This window comes from Streptomyces sp. NBC_00667 (genome assembly GCF_036226825.1).
Lineage (GTDB): Bacteria > Actinomycetota > Actinomycetes > Streptomycetales > Streptomycetaceae > Streptomyces.
On record NZ_CP109022.1, the window covers coordinates 4,931,367 to 4,947,839 of the forward strand.

12 protein-coding genes are annotated in these 16,473 nt (G+C 72.2%); 6 read left to right on the forward strand and 6 right to left on the reverse strand.

The genetic code is table 11. The features are described from left to right. The first annotated feature begins 14 nt into the window (after nucleotides 1-14). Complete coding sequence (locus tag OHA81_RS22990) at nucleotides 15-1,433, forward strand: NAD(P)/FAD-dependent oxidoreductase (RefSeq protein ID WP_329198746.1); 1,419 nt, start codon at nucleotides 15-17, stop codon at nucleotides 1,431-1,433. Between the two features lie 248 nt (nucleotides 1,434-1,681). Continuing rightward, nucleotides 1,682-2,170 carry a hypothetical protein gene (locus tag OHA81_RS22995; protein WP_329198748.1) on the forward strand — a complete coding sequence of 163 codons (489 nt, stop codon included), beginning with the start codon at nucleotides 1,682-1,684 and terminating at the stop codon, nucleotides 2,168-2,170. 7 nt (nucleotides 2,171-2,177) lie between these two features. Here the strand turns inward: OHA81_RS22995 and OHA81_RS23000 are convergent, their stop codons facing one another. Continuing rightward, nucleotides 2,178-2,951, reverse strand: coding sequence for a phosphatase PAP2 family protein (locus OHA81_RS23000; protein ID WP_329198750.1), 774 nt, complete (start codon nucleotides 2,949-2,951; stop codon nucleotides 2,178-2,180). Between the two features lie 133 nt (nucleotides 2,952-3,084). Then, complete coding sequence (gabT, locus tag OHA81_RS23005; protein WP_329198751.1) at nucleotides 3,085-4,419, reverse strand: 4-aminobutyrate--2-oxoglutarate transaminase; 1,335 nt, start codon at nucleotides 4,417-4,419, stop codon at nucleotides 3,085-3,087. A gap of 299 nt (nucleotides 4,420-4,718) precedes the next feature. Here gabT and OHA81_RS23010 point away from each other — a divergent pair, with 299 nt between their 5' ends. From OHA81_RS23010 to OHA81_RS23020, 3 genes are all read left to right on the forward strand, one after another. Next, a complete protein-coding gene (locus OHA81_RS23010) occupies nucleotides 4,719-6,983 on the forward strand; it encodes an ATP/GTP-binding protein (RefSeq protein ID WP_443056623.1) in 2,265 nt (754 codons plus the stop codon). Between the two features lie 120 nt (nucleotides 6,984-7,103). After that, nucleotides 7,104-8,684, forward strand: a complete 1,581-nt coding sequence (locus OHA81_RS23015; RefSeq protein WP_329198753.1) for a PucR family transcriptional regulator — start codon at nucleotides 7,104-7,106, stop codon at nucleotides 8,682-8,684. Nucleotides 8,685-8,922: 238 nt separating this feature from the next. Continuing rightward, nucleotides 8,923-10,368, forward strand: coding sequence for an aldehyde dehydrogenase family protein (locus tag OHA81_RS23020; protein WP_329198755.1), 1,446 nt, complete (start codon nucleotides 8,923-8,925; stop codon nucleotides 10,366-10,368). A gap of 194 nt (nucleotides 10,369-10,562) precedes the next feature. Here the strand turns inward: OHA81_RS23020 and OHA81_RS23025 are convergent, their stop codons facing one another. From OHA81_RS23025 to OHA81_RS23040, 4 genes are all read right to left on the reverse strand, one after another. Further along, entirely contained in the window at nucleotides 10,563-10,997 is a 435-nt protein-coding gene (locus OHA81_RS23025) for a DUF2752 domain-containing protein (RefSeq protein ID WP_329198757.1), read from the reverse strand. Continuing rightward, nucleotides 10,994-11,236 carry a CD225/dispanin family protein gene (locus OHA81_RS23030; RefSeq protein WP_329198758.1) on the reverse strand — a complete coding sequence of 81 codons (243 nt, stop codon included), beginning with the start codon at nucleotides 11,234-11,236 and terminating at the stop codon, nucleotides 10,994-10,996. Before OHA81_RS23030 ends, OHA81_RS23025 begins: the two co-directional genes overlap by 4 nt. Nucleotides 11,237-11,466: 230 nt before the next feature. Continuing rightward, complete coding sequence (locus OHA81_RS23035) at nucleotides 11,467-11,898, reverse strand: hypothetical protein (RefSeq protein WP_329198760.1); 432 nt, start codon at nucleotides 11,896-11,898, stop codon at nucleotides 11,467-11,469. A 12-nt stretch (nucleotides 11,899-11,910) separates the two neighbouring features. Next, a complete protein-coding gene (locus OHA81_RS23040) occupies nucleotides 11,911-13,995 on the reverse strand; it encodes a CHAT domain-containing protein (protein WP_329198762.1) in 2,085 nt (694 codons plus the stop codon). 467 nt (nucleotides 13,996-14,462) lie between these two features. On the opposite strand from OHA81_RS23040, the gene OHA81_RS23045 reads away from it, so the two are divergent. Next, nucleotides 14,463-16,406 (forward strand): acyl-CoA dehydrogenase family protein, encoded by a 1,944-nt coding sequence (locus OHA81_RS23045; protein ID WP_329198764.1) that lies wholly within the window; start codon nucleotides 14,463-14,465, stop codon nucleotides 16,404-16,406. The last annotated feature ends 67 nt before the right edge of the window (nucleotides 16,407-16,473 follow it).

A 16,473-nucleotide genomic window follows, 5' to 3' on the forward strand; every position in this document is an offset into this window, starting at 1 on the left:
GGGAGTTGGAAGACATGGCCCCAGTCGCCATGCGAAGCGTTGCGCAATCCCTTTCCGAAGCACTGCCGGTCTCGTACTGGCTGGACGACCCGGGCAAGCCCGCCGCCGAGCCGGCGCTGACCTCCGACGAGGCCTGCGACCTGCTGGTCATCGGCGGGGGCTACAGCGGTCTGTGGACCGCGCTCATCGCCAAGGAGCGCGACCCCGCCCGGGACGTCGTCCTGATCGAGGGCAAGGAGGCGGGCTGGGCCGCCTCCGGCCGCAACGGCGGTTTCTGCGCCGCCTCCCTCACCCACGGCTTCGCCAACGGCCTGGCCCGCTGGCCCGGCGAGCTGGCGAAGCTGGAGGAGCTGGGCGCCCGCAACCTCGACGAGATCGAGGCGGCCATCGCCCGTTACGGCATCGACTGCGACTTCGAGCGCACCGGCGAGATCGACGTGGCGACCGAGCCCCACCAGGTCGAGGAACTGCGCGAACTGTACGAGGAGGCCCGCAAGCTGGGTCTCGCCGACGGCTCGCGCTGGCTGGACCGCGACGCGGTCCGCGCCGAGGTCGACTCCCCGACCTTCCTCGCGGGGCTGTGGGACACCGACGGCGTCGCCATGCTCAACCCCGCGAAGCTCGCCTGGGGCCTCAAGCGGGCCTGCCTGGGCCTCGGCGTGCGGATCTACGAGAACACCCGCGGGCTCTCGCTGACCGCCTCCGGCGCCGGCATGGCCGTACGCACCCCGTACGGGCGGATCTTCGCCCGCCGGGTCGCGCTGGGGACCAACATCTTCCCGTCGCTGGTCAAGCGGATCCGGCCGTTCACCGTCCCCGTCTACGACTACGCGCTGATGACCGAGCCGCTCACCCCCGAGCAGCTCAAGGCCATCGGCTGGGGCAAGCGCCAGGGCCTCGGCGACAGCGCCAACCAGTTCCACTACTTCCGCATCACCCCGGAGAACCGCATCCTGTGGGGCGGGTACGACGCCATCTACCCCTACAAGGGCAAGCTGGACTCCGAGTACGACCACCGCCCCGAGACGTACCTCAAGCTCGCGCAGCACTTCTTCACCGCCTTCCCGCAGCTGGAAGGCATCAAGTTCAGCCACGCCTGGGGCGGGGCGATCGACACCTGCTCCCGGTTCTCCGCCTTCTTCGGCACCGCGCACTCCGGCAAGGTGGCCTACGCGGCCGGGTTCACCGGACTGGGCGTCGGCGCCACCCGCTTCGGCGCGGACGTGATGCTCGACCTGCTGGACGGCGCGCGCACCGAGCGGACCGAGCTGGAGATGGTGAAGTCCAAGCCGATGCCGTTCCCGCCGGAGCCCTTCGCCTGGACCGGCATCGCCCTCACCAAGTGGTCGCTGGCCCGGGCCGACGCCCGGGGCGGGCGCCGCAACCTCTGGCTCAAGGTGCTCGACCGCTTCGGCCTGGGCTTCGACAGCTGACCGGCCCGACAGCCGACCCGACAGCTGAACGGACGCGCGGCTGAACGGATTCGACAGCCGACCGGCTGCGCGACCGGGGCTGCGGCTGCCGGGCGCGCGCCCGGCGCCGACCGTCACCGCACCGGTGGCCCGGTTCACCACCACGGTGTCGCCGAACCCGCGTCATAGCCGCGCCCCGCCCCGCTCTCTCCAGCCGGAGGCCCCGTTCGAGGGACCTTGACCGAGCTGGAGCGAACGGAGGCCGGGCGATGACGTTCCCGGGGGACAAGACGGCAGTGGAATGGCTGGTGTCGGTGGCGCCGGACCCGGACGCCTGCCGGTGGGAATGGGAGCGCAACCCCCTCGGGGTCGTCCTCCTGCCCGCCGGGCGGCACTGGGACGTACTGATCACCCCCGGCTGCCTGGGCCGGCCCGCCCTCGACGTGCTGACACGGCTCGTGGAGCGGCCCGGCCCGGTGCTCGGCGACTTCCCCGACGCCCGGCGGGGCCGCACGGCGATGACCCGGCTCGGCTTCTTCGTACCCCCCGGCACCGCCTGCCACTGGGTCGGTACGGGGGTGCGGGGGGCAGGACCCGGAACCTGGATCGCGGTCCCGTACCCGGGCCGGGCGACGGGCGGCCTGCGCTGGCTCGTGGCCCCGGACGGCCGGGGCACCCTCACCGACCCGGCGGTGCTGGAACTCGCCATGCACGAGGCGGCGGCCCGGTCGGCGGCGCGCGAGGACCCGGCGCCCTGAGGCGGCGCTACCCCCGGGACCGGGACCGGGACCGGCCCACGGCCCACCGCACCCCGAGCAGCAGCGGCGCGCACAGCAGCAGGCTCGCCAGGACGTCCAAGGGCCAGTGGAAGCCCCGCACGACCAGGCCCGCCGCCGTCAGCCCCGCCAGGAGGACGGCGAGCACCGTGGGCCAGGGGCCGCGGGTGTACGGGCGTACGAGCAGGGCTGCGCCCCCGTACGCCACGAGGGCCGTCGCCGTGTGCCCCGAGGGGTAGTAGCCGGCGGCCCACGGCTCCAGGGGGCCGGGGCGGCCGGTCCACTCCTTGAGCGGGACGATCAGCGCCGGCACCACGGCCATGGCCACCGCCGCTGCGGCGGCGCCTCCGCGGTCGCCGCGCCACAGGGCGTAGCAGAGCGCGAGGAGGAGCACGGGCAGGGCGACGGGGACGTTGCCGAGGTCCGCGAGGCGTTCGGTGACGGGGTCGGGGACCGTACGGACGAGCGCGCGGCTCAGCCGGGCGTCCGGGGCGAGCAGCGGACCCGAGACCAGGACCTGCCAGGTGGTCAGGGCGAAGAGGAGCGCGCAGAGCGCGGCTCGGAGAATGGCCGGCCGTCCCGGAACAGGGGGGGTGGTTCCGGGACGGCCGCCCGGATCGGGTTGCCGTGCGCCCCGGGGGGTTTGGGGCGTACGGCCGTCCGATCGGTGAGGAGTGTGCGCGAACGCATGCCCAGTGCGGCGCTGGGGAAGCCCGGTACTGGTGTCGCCCCCGGTTTCCCGGGAGCGGGGTGTCTCACTCATCTGCAGAAACCGTACGGCAGCGAAAAGGGGACCGACAGCAGGAACGCGCTCCTGCCATCGGCCCCCCACATCTTCTTCACAGCGCCCGACCGTTACCGGCGGTACCGGTGGGTCCCCGTGTTCGGACGTTCGCTCAGATGCCCGCGAAAGCGGCCTCGATGATGTCCAGGCCCTCGTTCAGGAGGTCCTCGCCGATGACGATCGGCGGCAGGAAGCGGAGCACGTTGCCGTAGGTGCCACAGGTGAGGACGAGCAGGCCCTCGGCGTGGCAGGCCTTGGCGAGGGCGCCGGCCGCCTCCGGGAACGGGGTCTTGGACGCGGGGTCCTTGACCAGCTCGATGGCGATCATGGCGCCGCGGCCGCGGATGTCGCCGATGATGTCGTACTTCTCCTGCATGGCCGTCAGACGGGCCTTCATGACGTTCTCGATCTTCTTCGCCGCGGCGTTGAGGTCGAGCTCCTTCATGGTCTCGATGGAACCGAGCGCACCGGCGCACGCCACCGGGTTGCCGCCGTAGGTGCCGCCCAGGCCACCCGCGTGCGCGGCGTCCATGATCTCGGCGCGGCCGGTCACGGCGGCGAGCGGCAGACCGCCCGCGATGCCCTTCGCGGTGGTGATCAGGTCGGGGACGATGCCCTCGTCCTCGCACGCGAACCACTGGCCGGTACGGCAGAAGCCGGACTGGATCTCGTCGGCGACGAAGACGATGCCGTTCTCGTTGGCGAACTTCACGATCTCCGGCAGGAAGCCCTTGGCCGGCTCGATGAAGCCGCCCTCGCCGAGGACCGGCTCGATGATGATCGCGGCGACGTTGTCGGCGCCGATCTGCTTGGTGATCTGGTCGATCGCCTGGGCGGCGGCCTCGGGGCCGCAGTTCTCGGCGCCGGTGGGCCAGCGGTAGCCGTAGGCGACCGGGACGCGGTAGACCTCGGGGGCGAACGGGCCGAAGCCGTTCTTGTACGGCATGTTCTTCGAGGTCAGCGCCATCGTCAGGTTCGTACGGCCGTGGTAGCCGTGGTCGAAGACGACGACGGCCTGGCGCTTGGTGTACGCACGGGCGATCTTGACGGCGTTCTCGACGGCCTCGGCGCCGGAGTTGAACAGCGCCGACTTCTTCGCGTGGTCGCCCGGGGTCAGCTCGGCGAGCGCCTCGCAGACCTCCACGTAGCCCTCGTAGGGGGTGACCATGAAGCAGGTGTGGGTGAAGTCGGCGAGCTGCGCGGAGGCGCGGCGCACGACGGCCTCGGCGGAGGCGCCGACGGAGGTCACGGCGATGCCGGAACCGAAGTCGATCAGGCGGTTGCCGTCGACGTCCTCGATGATGCCGCCGCCCGCGCGGGCGGTGAAGACGGGGAGCACGGAGCCCACGCCGCCGGCCACCGTCTCGAGGCGGCGGGCCTGCAGCTCCTGCGACTTGGGGCCGGGGATCGCGGTGACGATGCGGCGCTCCTGCGGGACAGCGGTCATAGGGGGCTCCTGGGGGGTGTTTTCGGACGCACTTGTGTCTTTGTCCGCAGGCTAGGCCCGGGGGAGGGGCGAGGGCATGCTCCGTTCGGGAGTGGTCCCCGCGTGTCCTTGTCCGTGACGGACATAGGAAGGACACGATTCCGCTGCACCGGTAGCCCCCCGCGGCCGCCGCCGGGCAACTACATTGAGCGACGCAGCGCAGGCACGGGCAGGGGGCAGGGTTCATGGACACCGACGGCGCGTACCAGGAGCAGCGGGTGGGGGGCGGCCGCGTGCCGAGGCCCGCCGGTCCTCCGCCCATGCCCGCAGCCCCCCCGGCCGCGCCGCCGAAGCCCGGGTACGCCCCGGGCGCCGGTCCCGCGTTCGCCGAGTGGCTGCGGGTCCCGCGGCCGAAGGCAGAACCCGGCACCTGGCGGTTCGGTCACCGGCCGCCCGCGAGGGCCGAGGCGGAACCCGCCCAGGACCGGGCGCTGCTGAGCGGGGCCGTGATCTCGTTCCTCGCGTGCGTGCTGGTCTGGTCCCTGCTGACGAACGGGTACATCCCGAAGGTCGACGTGCCCGTGAAGGCGCTCACCCCGCAGAGCTGGTGGCGGCTCGGTGACGACCCGGTCGACGGCCGGGGCGTCGCCGCGCTCCAGGCGTACGCGCTGCTGATCACCGGTGTGCTCGTGGTGTGGTTCAGCCGCCTGGGCTCCTGGCGGCCGGCCTTCGAACGGCTCGTCGCCGCGCGCGGCCCGGTGGCGCGGGTGGCGGGCGCGACGGCCGGGGCGCTGTTCGTCCTGATGCTCATCTGGACGAAGACGCTGACGGTGCTCGGCCTGGTCGGCGACCACCTGCCGTACGAGGACATGAGCGCGGGCACGCAGACCCTGGTCGCCTACCTCGTCTACGTGGTGACCGGGCTGCCCGTCGTGGTCTTCTTCGTCCGGCTGGCCCGGCGGACGGACGGGGCGCGGCGCGGGCCGGCGGACCCCGTCGCCGCCCCCGTCGCCGAGGACCCGGTCGCCTGGAACGAGCTGCGCGCGGCCGGGCTCCCGGAGGCCGCCGAGCGGCTCGCCGGGGAGATCGGCGCCGGGCGGATGAACGACGTGGACTACGCGCGGATCCGGCGGGCGTGGGAGAGCGTACGGGCCGACCCGGGGCGTGCCCGGGCCTTCGCGCAGGCCGTGCGGGACAAGGGGGCGGCGGCGTGCGTGCACCCGTCCGGCGCGCGGGACCTGCCCGCGCGGGCCGCGCGGCACGACCTGCCCGCCCGGCAGGTGCTGCTGGGCACCGTGGAGGACGGCGAGCGCAACCCCTGGGCCCGCCGCGGGACGGGGCTCGCGCTCGACCCCGACGTGCTCGGCACCTCCCTGCTCGCCGTCGGCCCCTCCGGCTCCGGCAAGACCCGGCGGCTGGTCCGCCCCGTCGTGGAGACGCTCGCCCTCCAGGCACTGGCCGGCCAGGCCGCGGTCATCGTCGTGGCCTCCGCCGGAACCGCCCTGGGCCCCGACACCGCCTACGACGTCGTGGTGCGCGTCGGCGACCCCGACTCCGTCTACGACCTCGACCTCTACGGCGGCACCACCGACCCCGACGAGGCCGCCTCCCTGCTCGCCGAGGCCTTCGCCGGTGACGTCCCCGGGACGGAGGTCCGCCGGGCCGCGACCGCCCTCGCCCAGCTGCTGGGCCCCTTCCACGCCGCTTACGGCCGCTTCCCCGGAGTGCCCGAGCTGCGCGAGCTCCTCGACCAGGTGCCCGCCGCGCTCGACGCCCTGCGCACCGCCCTGGAGGACACTGGCCGGCACGTGATGCTCCGCGAGCTCGACGCCCGCGCCCGCCAGTACGGCACCCCCGGCGACCCCGGGCCGCTGCTCGCCGACCGGGTGGCGCTGCTGGACCGGCCCGCCTTCGCCGGCTTCTTCGACACCACCGGGCAGGGACGGCCGTTCTCCCTGCGCTCGCTGGAACACCCGCTGCGGGTGCGCGTCGACCTGCCCGAGCGGGCGCACGCCGAGGCCTCCCGGGTCCTGGCCCGGCTGCTGCTCGCCCAGTTCAACGCCTCCGCCGCGGCCCGTACCGACCGCTCGCTCTTCGCCTTCCTCGCCTTCGACGACGCCTCCCACACCCTGACCCCCGAGACCGTGCGCGGCATCCAGCGGCTGCGCTCGGCCAACGCCGGGGTGCTGCTGGCGCTGCGCACGCTGGACGACGTACCGGAGGCGCTCCGGACGCCGCTGCTCGGCGCGGTCGGCTGCCGGATGGCCTTCTCGGGGGTGACCACCTGGGACGGCAAGCGCTTCGCCGAGGCCTGGGGCACCGAGTGGGTCGAGACGCGGGACGTGACCCACCGGACGGTCTTCGCGGACCAGCCGCTGACCCGGGCGGTACACGCCTTCCGCAAGCTGATCACCGGCAAGGCCGTCACCACGGACGCGGTGACCGTGCGGCAGGTGGAGCGGGAGCGGTGGTCGGCGTCGGAGCTCGCGCACGCGGTGCCGCCGGGGCACGCGGTGCTGTCACTGACCTCCGTCCGAGGGGAACGGGCAGCTCCGCTTCTGGTCAGGCTGGCCGGAACGAGCTGAGCGGACCCGTACGAGGTGGCAGAATCGAGGGGAGTCGTTCATACGACACGGCGAAATGGGCGGGCCCCCGTGGCCTCGCCTCCTCGCCTCCGCCCACCCTCCCAAGGCCCCTGGAAACCGATGCCGCTCACCCTCGCCTCGCTCGTCCAGCACTCGGCCCTCAAACTCGGCGTCCGGGCGGGGGAGGGCCGCCTCGACACCCCCGTGCGCTGGGCCCACGTCAGCGAGCTCGCCGACCCCGTCCCGTACATGGAGGGCGGCGAGCTGCTGCTGATCACCGCCATGAAGCTGGACGCGGAGGACCCCGAGGAGATGCGCCGCTACGTACGGCGGCTCGCGGCGGCCGGCGTCGTCGGCATCGGCTTCGCGATCGGCGTCAACTACGAGGCGATCCCCGAGGCGCTGGTCGACGCGGCGCGGGCGGAGGACCTGCCGCTGCTGGAGGTACCGCGCCGGACCCCGTTCCTCGCCATCAGCAAGGCCGTCTCGGCGGCGCTGGCGGCCGACCAGTACCGGGCCGTGACGGCCGGCTTCGAGGCGCAGCGGGAGCTGACCCGGGCCGCGCTGTCCGCCGACGGGCCCGCCGAGCTGCTGGCGAAGCTGGCCGCCCACGTGCACGGCTGGGCCGCGCTCTACGACACCTCCGGCGCGGTCGTCGCCGCCGCGCCGGACTGGGCCGCGCGCCGGGCCGCCCGGCTGACCCCGGACGTGGAGCGGCTGCGGGAGCGGCCCGCGCCCGCGAGCGCCGTGGTGGGCGGGACGGAGGACCGCGTCGAGCTCCAGTCGCTCGGCACCGGGCGGCGGCCCCGGGGCGCGCTGGCCGTGGGCACGGGAGCGCCGCTGGGCACCGCCGAACGGTACGCCGTGCACTCCGCGGTGGCCCTGCTCACCCTCACCACCGAGCGGTCGCGCTCGCTGCACGACGCCGAGTCACGGCTCGGCGCGGCCGTGCTGCGGATGCTGATGACCGGCGAGGCGGAGCATGCCCGGGCCGTGGCGGGGGACCTGTACGGGGCCCTGCTGGACGCCCCGTTCCGCATCGTCGTCGCCGAGCCGGCGCTGGCGGGGACGGCGCAGCCGGAGGGGCTCGCGCAGCTGGCCGACGCGGTCGAGTCGGCGGCGGCCCGGACGGGGGAGGCGCTGCTGGTGGTCCCCGAGGACGGGCGGTTGGTGGTCCTGGCGGCGGAGGCCGGCTCAGCGGTGCAGGCCTGCGCGCAGTACGCGGAGGCGCTGGAGGGGCGGCGCGGGCGGGACGCGGCCGGGCCGGAACCGGACGAACTGGTGGTGGGCCTGTCCGCCCCGGCGGGGCCCCCGGGGGTGGCGGCCGCCTGCAAGCAGGCCGACCAGGCCCTCGCGGTGGCCCGGCGGCGCGGACGGCCCCTGGTGGAGCACGAGGACCTCGCGGCGGGCTCCGTGCTCCCGCTGCTGGCCGACGACGCGGTACGGGCCTTCGCGGACGGCACGCTGCGGGCGCTGCGCGAGCACGACGCGAAGGGGCGGGGCGACCTGGTGGCCTCGCTGTACGCGTGGCTGTCGCGCCACGGGCAGTGGGACGCCGCCGCGGTCGACCTCGGCGTGCACCGGCACACGCTGCGGTACCGGATGCGGAGGGTGGAGGAGATCCTGGGGCGCTCCCTGGACGACCCGGACGTCCGCATGGAGCTGTGGCTCGCCCTCAAGGCCAGCCCGCCCGCGGCGTAGCTCCGGGGTGCCGCCGCGCGGGGGCTCGCCCCCCGCCCGCCCTTTCCCCGTTCCCGGGGAGCTCCGCCCGGGCCCCGCGCCCCACTCGCCCCGCGGGGCCGGAGTGGACCGATGCGACAGTGACAAAGCGGAGCGGCCGGGGCTGCGCGTACTCCACCCCGGCTAAACGCCGAATCCCGGAGGGAGTCCTACGGTGGAGGGGACAAGGACCCGCACAACCCGAAGGGCCGGGATTCGCATGACTTCCACCCACGCCTTCTGGCTCGCCGGCCGCCAGGCCACCGGCGAGGACAGCTTCGACGTCCACTCCCCGTGGGACGGCCGGCTGGTCGGCACGGTCAGCGTGCCCACCGACGCCCAGGTCGAAGAGGCCGTGGCCGCGGCGCACGCCGTGACGGCGGAGTTCTCCGCGACCCCCGCGCACGTGCGCGCCGCCGCCCTGGACCACGTCTCGAAGCGCCTCGCCGAGCGCACCGAGGAGATCGCCCAGCTGATCTCGGCCGAGAACGGCAAGCCCATCAAGTGGGCCCGCGGTGAGGTCGGCCGTGCGGTGTCCGTGTTCCGCTTCGCCGCCGAAGAGGCCCGCCGCTTCAACGGCGGAGAGGCCCAGCGCCTGGACACCGACGCCGGTGGCGTCGGCCGTCTCGCCCTGACCCGCCGCTTCGTCAAGGGCCCGGTCCTCGGCATCGCCCCGTTCAACTTCCCGCTGAACCTGTGCGCCCACAAGGTGGCCCCCGCCATCGCCGTCGGCGCGCCGATCATCCTCAAGCCGGCCCCGGCGACCCCGCTCTCCGGTCTGATCCTGGGCGAGCTGCTCGCCGAGACCGACCTGCCGGCCGGCTCCTGGTCGGTCCTGCCGGTCGCGAACGACAAGATGCCGGCCCTGGTGAAGGACGAGCGCCTGCCCGTCATCTCCTTCACCGGCTCCGACACCGTCGGCTACGCCATCCAGCAGTCGGTGCCCCACAAGCACTGCACCCTGGAGCTCGGCGGCAACGCCGCGGCCGTGGTCCTGGCCGACTGGTCCTCCGAGGCCGACCTCGACTGGGCCGCGACCCGTATCGCGACCTTCTCGAACTACCAGGCCGGCCAGTCCTGCATCTCCGTGCAGCGCGTGATCGCCGACGCCTCCGTGTACGACCGCCTCGTGGAGAAGGTCGTCGCCAAGGTCCAGGCGCAGGTCACCGGTGACCCCTCCGACTCCGCGACCGACGTCGGCCCCCTGGTCTCCGAGGACGCCGCCAAGCGCGTCGAGTCCTGGGTCGAAGAGGCCGTCTCGGCCGGCGCCAAGCTGCTGACCGGCGGCAAGCGCGAGGGTGCCTCGTACGAGCCCACCGTCGTCGCCGACCTGCCGGACGGCGTGAAGCTCGCCGTCGAGGAGATCTTCGGGCCGGTCCTGACGCTGCAGAGGGTCGAGAACACCGACGAGGCCTTCGCCGCTGTCAACGACTCGAAGTTCGGTCTCCAGACCGGCGTCTTCACCCGCGACATCCAGACCGCGTTCCGCGCCCACCGGGAGCTGGAGGTCGGCGGCGTGATCGTCGGCGACGCGCCGTCCTACCGCGCCGACCAGATGCCCTACGGCGGCGTCAAGCAGTCGGGTGTCGGCCGCGAGGGCGTCCGCTACGCGATGGACGACTACACCTACGAGCGCGTCCTGGTCCTCACCGGCCTGGACATCTGAGCCGACTCGTACGGCCCAAAGCCGACGGCCGGAGCCTACTGTGCGGGGGCTCCGGCCGTCCCCCTCTACCCCGTTCTCACCTGTGAGAACGGGGTATCGGTTTGTTCTCCACGGCACAACGGGCGCGGACTTGCCCGGCCTGATGACTGCCGCCGGCGGACCGGGGTGGCCGAGACGCGCCCGCTCCCCGGAGGTCAAGCGGCAAGCACACCTCCGAAGACGGGAAGATTGCGCAGCACCGTCCACAGGACGACCACGATGAGCGCAAGGCGCGGCCCCCACCACCGGGGGATGCCTCTGCGGCCGGTCCGGCCGGTGACGGCACGCAGCCACACGACAGCGGCGTAGGGCAAGAACGCGACCAGCAGCAGGTTGTAGTCGGCCGCGGCTGCCACGTGGGCGTGAATGAGCTCGTGGAGTGCGCGCAGGCTGCCGCAGCCCGGACAGTCGAAGCCCGTAAGGGATCGGAACGGACAGCTCGGGAACCGTCCCGGTCGGGTGGGGTCCACGAGCCCCACGATGACGGCGACCGCTGTGAAGATCGCCGCGCCCAGCCAGGCATCACGGAGGGTCTTCGCCGTCGGAGCCCGGGGAGCCGGCCCGGTGGCCCGGACGTGTGGGGAGGTCACGGCGTCGGCGCGGTGGTTGTGCTCGGCCCACTGGCGAAGCCGATGGCAAGAAAGACCACCCACGCCAGGAAGCCGACCGCGACACTCACGATGACGAAGAGCCTCGCCTTCCGCGAAGCTTCGGCGGCTCCCGCGAAGTCACCCACGGTCCATTTGCTTTGGACCTGTGAGGCGAAGACGATGGCGGCGATCCCCGTCGGCAGGAAGCAGAAGAGCGTGACGAGGATGGCAGGGGTCAAGTAGGAGCTCGGCGCTCCTGCGCGGCCTTTGTGCACTCCCGCTCCCCACTGCTGCTGGCGGCCTTCCGCGTCAGGAGGAGGTGACGAAGGAGGCGAAGACTGGGACGGCGGGGGCTGCTGCGGTGCGATGAACGGCTCCTGCCAAGGGGTCTCCGGACCCCAGTTGTCGTCGTGGGGAGGAGGCTGGTGTTGGTCTGCCATGGCTGCGCACCTCTCTGCGTCCGGACCCCTCAGGCAGGGGTCCACATCGAGCGTCGTGGGTCCCAGATCCAGCTGTCGCCGTAGGCGTCCAGACGGACCGCCTCCTCGTAGGCCCGCTCGGGCAGACCTGCGCCGAAGGTGACCCGCCCACCGGTTGCCGACTCGAACACGACGCCCTCGGGTGCCTGTTCTCTTTCCGAGTGGCCTGCCAGCAGTCGGTCCACGAAGGTCTTCAATCCCGTGTGGGCCTCTTTGGCGAGGAGCTGGAACAGAGTGCTGAGGAACGGCTGCATGACAGCGGTCGTTACCAGGACCGTAACGACGTCGCCCGCCCCCCTCCGGGTGGGCCGCAGCATGCACGTCGTCGGAACACCGGCCTCGCGCAGTGCATCTTGCCCTTCCAGGGCCGGTTCGGCGGGGAGCGACGAGGGCCAGAAGATCTCGACCTCGGGACTTTCCATGACTTTCTCCCTCTATCCCCGATGAGGCAGCGTCCAGCGCTCGACGGCACCCGCCCCGGTGCCCGTCACCAGACCTTTTCCACCGTCGAGGAAGGCCAGCCCCGCGAGCCGGTGCGGCAGCTGCGCCGCAACGGTCAACTCCCCCGTCTTCAGGTCCCACAAGGTGACCATTCCCTCGTCGTCGGAGATGGCCAGCGCCGAGGAGTCGGGGGAGAAGGCCAGATGGGAGGGTTGGCGCCCGTACTCCGTGCGCCGCAAGAGACGGCCGTCCCAGGACCAGAGGCGTACCCGGCCGTCCGTGCAGCCGGTGGCGAGGAGGTGTTCGGTGAGCGCGAGGCAGAGTATGGGGTGGGGTTGCGGCCAGGTCATCACCGGCTGCCCGGCCACGTCCAATTGGCGTACCACGCCGTCACCGGTCGCCACGACCACATGCCGGTCTCCCGGCGCGAAACGAAGGGCGCCGAGCCTGCCGCGGCCACCCCGGCGCTGCCAGCCTTTGGGCTCCTTCCCCGGCCAGGCCGCCAAATCCCGTACGCGGGCACCCCACGAGTTGTAGATGTAGATGTGGTCCCGGACGGTCGCGGCGAGCCAGTGGCCGTCCGCGCTGAATGCCACGGCGGAGCCCACTCCTCCCACGTTCATCACGCGCACCGGGTTCGAGGTCTGGAGGTCCCACACGATTACGGTTCCGTCGTTGTGCCGACTGGCCACATGCCGTCGCCAAGGGCCCCAGACCACACGGATCGGGCTCTCGCGCTGCACGGGCAGGCACTGCGCCACGAGGCCGCCATGGACTCCGTCCACGACGCGGACCACGCCATCGCGGCAAGCGGCGGCAAGGAGGTCGGACGGTCCGAGCGCCAGGTCGTTGCACGGACCGATCTCCGCGAGCAGAGCGCGGTGGGAGAGGCTGGGTCCTCGCGTGGGGGCCGTCGGCGCGGCCGGGGGCGGGGGCACGTTCACCGTGGTCCGCAGATGCGGCCCTTGTGAGTTCGGCGGTGCGTGCGGCAGCGAGAAGATCCGGGTTTCGTCGGATGCGAGGAACAACACGGGAGTGGCCCACTCAAGGCTGTCCAAGTCCATCTTCACGTCTTCACGCGCGAGGGTCACCGCGCGGTCCACGGGAAGTCCTGCTGCGATCCGCTCGTAGAACGAGGAGGCGAAGACGAGGGCGGCCCTGTCGGTGATCTCGTACTGCATGGCGACGACGGCCGGCACGCCGGCACGGACGAGATTGGCGGCGGTACCCGCGAAGACGTCGTCGGACCCGCTGACTGCGGATTCACAGGAATTCAGCACGATGAGACGGAGGTTCGGGCTGTCGGTGATCAGCCTCTCAAAGTCACTGGCATATATCTTTTTGGCAGCCCCGTCGGCACCGGACAACTGAATGAAACCGGCATTCCTTTCCTCGTCGAATCCGCCGTGGCTGACGCAGTGCAGGACGTGCCAGGAGCCAAACCGCAGCTCTCTCGCCAGATCCTGCCATTGATCCCCGGGCAGCCAGTGGACGTCCACGTTGTCGGAGCTGTACCGTTCGAGCGCCTGCGATATCTGCCCCTCCTCCCGTTTTCCGTCCAGCAGGGGAAGGTCGCGCGGATTCGCCGTAATGCCCAGTACGCGCAAGGGGAGCGTAAGGGGAAGTGGCGGTGCCGGGTTCATCAGCCGCAAGTACCGGACGATGGGGACACGAAGCGCCAGGTAGTCATCGCGAGACGGATCGACGAGGTACTCCCACGGAATGGACGCAACATGCGGGCCGTTCGTCCGCAGCAGGATCCGCACCGGGACGCCATGCCTGCGCGCCTCGCGGCGGCACAGGTCGAACTGAGTGGAAATGTCGTTCTGGAAGACGGTCTGCGTGAGGCGTTCCCCGAATTCGCGGACCGGTCTTTCGGTAGCGGGAGCGCCGCGAACGGGCAGGGAACTGTACGATTTGGTAAGTGACAGCTCCACCCTGGAAAGGGCGGATTGCAGGTCGGTCTCGGAATATGGTGCCGGCACGCGGATCAGTGCTTCGCCGCACTCGGAAGCGCACGACACGATCCAGCTGGTGTCGGCTTCAATGATTTCGAGCTGGAACGGTAGACCCTTCATTCAATCCACCTCCGCCCCTAGATATAGTTCACACCCGATATTTCGCGGCGTCTACCCGGGCGCGGGGCCCTGCGCATTCGTGGGCCGGGGATACGTGGCCGGATAGGGCGGAGCCGTTCGCCACGAGATCTGCCGCCGTGGCGGGCCTCCGCAGCCGTTCCCGACGGTGTTCCCGTACTCCAGGCCGTGTTCGCACGGGACGCAGGCGGCCGGCGGGAGGGAAGGTGCGGGCGAGCTGAGGATCCGGCCGGTGCGCGGATCATCCGTGCAGGCCCGGGGTCGCCACCGGTCGGAAGCGGTCTGAAGAGCGCACGTGCGGGGCTCCGGCCGTCCCCCTTTTCCCACGCCCGTTCCCCCACCCTGCCCCGCCCCGCTTTTCCTGGTGCCCCCGAGGGGGTACGACTGACAGGTAGCACCGACCGGTATTCCGGAAAGTCATCCGACTCGGCGGCGAGGTGAGTCCCCGCATGTCCGCAACACAGCCCAAGGTGACCGAGCGCGAGGCCAGGCAGGTCGCGGAAGCGGCCCGGCAGCAGGACTGGCGCAAGCCCAGCTTCGCCAAGGAACTGTTCCTGGGACGGTTCCGGCTCGACCTGATCCACCCCCACCCGCTTCCCGCCGACGAGGACGTCCGGCGCGGCGAGGCCTTCCTCGCCCGGTTGCGGGACTTCTGCGAGCGCGAGATCGACGGCCCGCGCATCGAGCGCGAGGCGAAGATCCCCGACGAGACCGTGCGCGGCCTCAAGGAGCTCGGCGCCCTCGGGATGAAGATCGACCCCAAGTACGGGGGGCTCGGCCTCACCCAGGTGTACTACAACAAGGCGCTCGCGCTCGTCGGCTCCGTCAGCCCCGCCATCGGGGCGCTCCTGTCCGCCCACCAGTCGATCGGCGTGCCCCAGCCGCTCAAGATGTTCGGCACCCAGGAGCAGAAGGACGCCTACCTGCCCCGCTGTGCCACCAGCGCCATCAGCGCCTTCCTCCTCACCGAGCCCGACGTGGGCTCCGACCCGGCCCGCCTGGCCACCACGGCGGTCCCGGTCACGGAGGACGGGGAGGAGGCGTACGTACTCGACGGGGTGAAGCTCTGGACCACCAACGGGGTCGTGGCCGACCTGCTCGTGGTTATGGCCCGGGTCCCCAAGAGCGAGAACCACCGCGGCGGGATCACCGCCTTCGTCGTGGAGGCCGACTCGCCCGGCATCACCGTCGAGAACCGCAACGCCTTCATGGGCCTGCGCGGTCTGGAGAACGGCGTCACGCGCTTCCACCGCGTACGGGTCCCGGCCGCGCAGCGGATCGGCGCCGAGGGCGCCGGCCTGAAGATCGCGCTCACCACGCTGAACACCGGACGCCTCTCGCTGCCCGCGATGTGCGTCGGCGCCGGGAAGTGGTGCCTCAAGATCGCCCGTGAGTGGTCGGGGGTCCGCGAGCAGTGGGGCCGGCCGGTCGCACGGCACGAGGCGGTGGGCGCGAAGATCTCCTTCATCGCGGCGACCACCTTCGCCCTGGAGGCCGTGGTCGACCTCGCCTCCCAGATGGCCGACGAGGACCGCAACGACATCCGCATCGAAGCCGCCCTCGCCAAGCTCTACGGCTCCGAGATGGCCTGCCTGATGGCCGACGAGCTGGTCCAGATCCGCGGCGGACGCGGCTTCGAGACCGCCGAGTCGCTCGCCGCGCGTGGTGAACGGGCCGTTCCCGCCGAGCAGCTGCTGCGGGACCTGCGCATCAACCGCATCTTCGAGGGCTCGACCGAGATCATGCACCTGCTGATCGCCCGGGAAGCCGTCGACGCCCACCTGTCGGTCGCCGGTGACCTGATCGACCCGGAGAAGGACCTCGGCGACAAGGCCAGGGCAGGAGCCCGCGCCGCCGGGTTCTACGCCCGCTGGCTGCCCCAGCTCGCCACCGGCGCGGGGCAGGTGCCCGGCACCTACCGGGAGTTCCACCCGGCCGGCCACCCCGACCTCGCCACCCACCTGCGGTACGTCGAACGCAGCGCCCGCAAACTCGCCCGGATGACGTTCATGGCGATGGCCCGCTGGCAGGGCCGCATGGAGACCAAGCAGGGCTTCCTCGGCCGTATCGTCGACATCGGGGCGGAACTCTTCGCGATGAGCGCGGCCTGCGTCCGCGCCGAGCACCTGCGGGCCACCGGCGAACACGGCCGCGAGGCCTACCAGCTCGCCGACGCGTTCTGCCGCCAGTCCCGGATCCGCGTCGAGGAACTCTTCGGCCGGCTCTGGTCCAACACCGACGACCTGGACCGCAAGGTCGTCGCGGGAGTCCTCTCCGGCACCTACACCTGGCTGGAGGAGGGCGTCCTCGACCCCTCGGGCGACGGCCCGTGGATCGCGGACGCCACCCCCGGCCCCTCACAGAAGGAAAACGTGCACCGTCCACTGCGCTGACCTGCCATGATCGGCGTGCAGTCAGACTGGTGTACGGGAGCCACGGGTCCCGGACCCGGGAACCGGC

Excerpts from the sequence above, each read along its gene's own strand:
- OHA81_RS22995 (WP_329198748.1), top strand. The coding sequence starts at position 1,682 with ATGACGTTCCCGGGGGACAAGACGGCAGTGGAATGGCTGGTGTCGGTG.
- OHA81_RS23010 (WP_443056623.1), top strand. The coding sequence starts at position 4,719 with ATGCCCGCAGCCCCCCCGGCCGCGCCGCCGAAGCCCGGGTACGCCCCG.
- gabT (WP_329198751.1), bottom strand. The coding sequence starts at position 4,419 with ATGACCGCTGTCCCGCAGGAGCGCCGCATCGTCACCGCGATCCCCGGC.
- OHA81_RS23000 (WP_329198750.1), bottom strand. The coding sequence starts at position 2,951 with ATGAGTGAGACACCCCGCTCCCGGGAAACCGGGGGCGACACCAGTACC.
- OHA81_RS23040 (WP_329198762.1), bottom strand. The coding sequence starts at position 13,995 with ATGAAGGGTCTACCGTTCCAGCTCGAAATCATTGAAGCCGACACCAGC.
- OHA81_RS23015 (WP_329198753.1), top strand. The coding sequence starts at position 7,104 with ATGCCGCTCACCCTCGCCTCGCTCGTCCAGCACTCGGCCCTCAAACTC.
- OHA81_RS23035 (WP_329198760.1), bottom strand. The coding sequence starts at position 11,898 with ATGGAAAGTCCCGAGGTCGAGATCTTCTGGCCCTCGTCGCTCCCCGCC.
- OHA81_RS23045 (WP_329198764.1), top strand. The coding sequence starts at position 14,463 with ATGTCCGCAACACAGCCCAAGGTGACCGAGCGCGAGGCCAGGCAGGTC.
- OHA81_RS22990 (WP_329198746.1), top strand. The coding sequence starts at position 15 with ATGGCCCCAGTCGCCATGCGAAGCGTTGCGCAATCCCTTTCCGAAGCA.
- OHA81_RS23020 (WP_329198755.1), top strand. The coding sequence starts at position 8,923 with ATGACTTCCACCCACGCCTTCTGGCTCGCCGGCCGCCAGGCCACCGGC.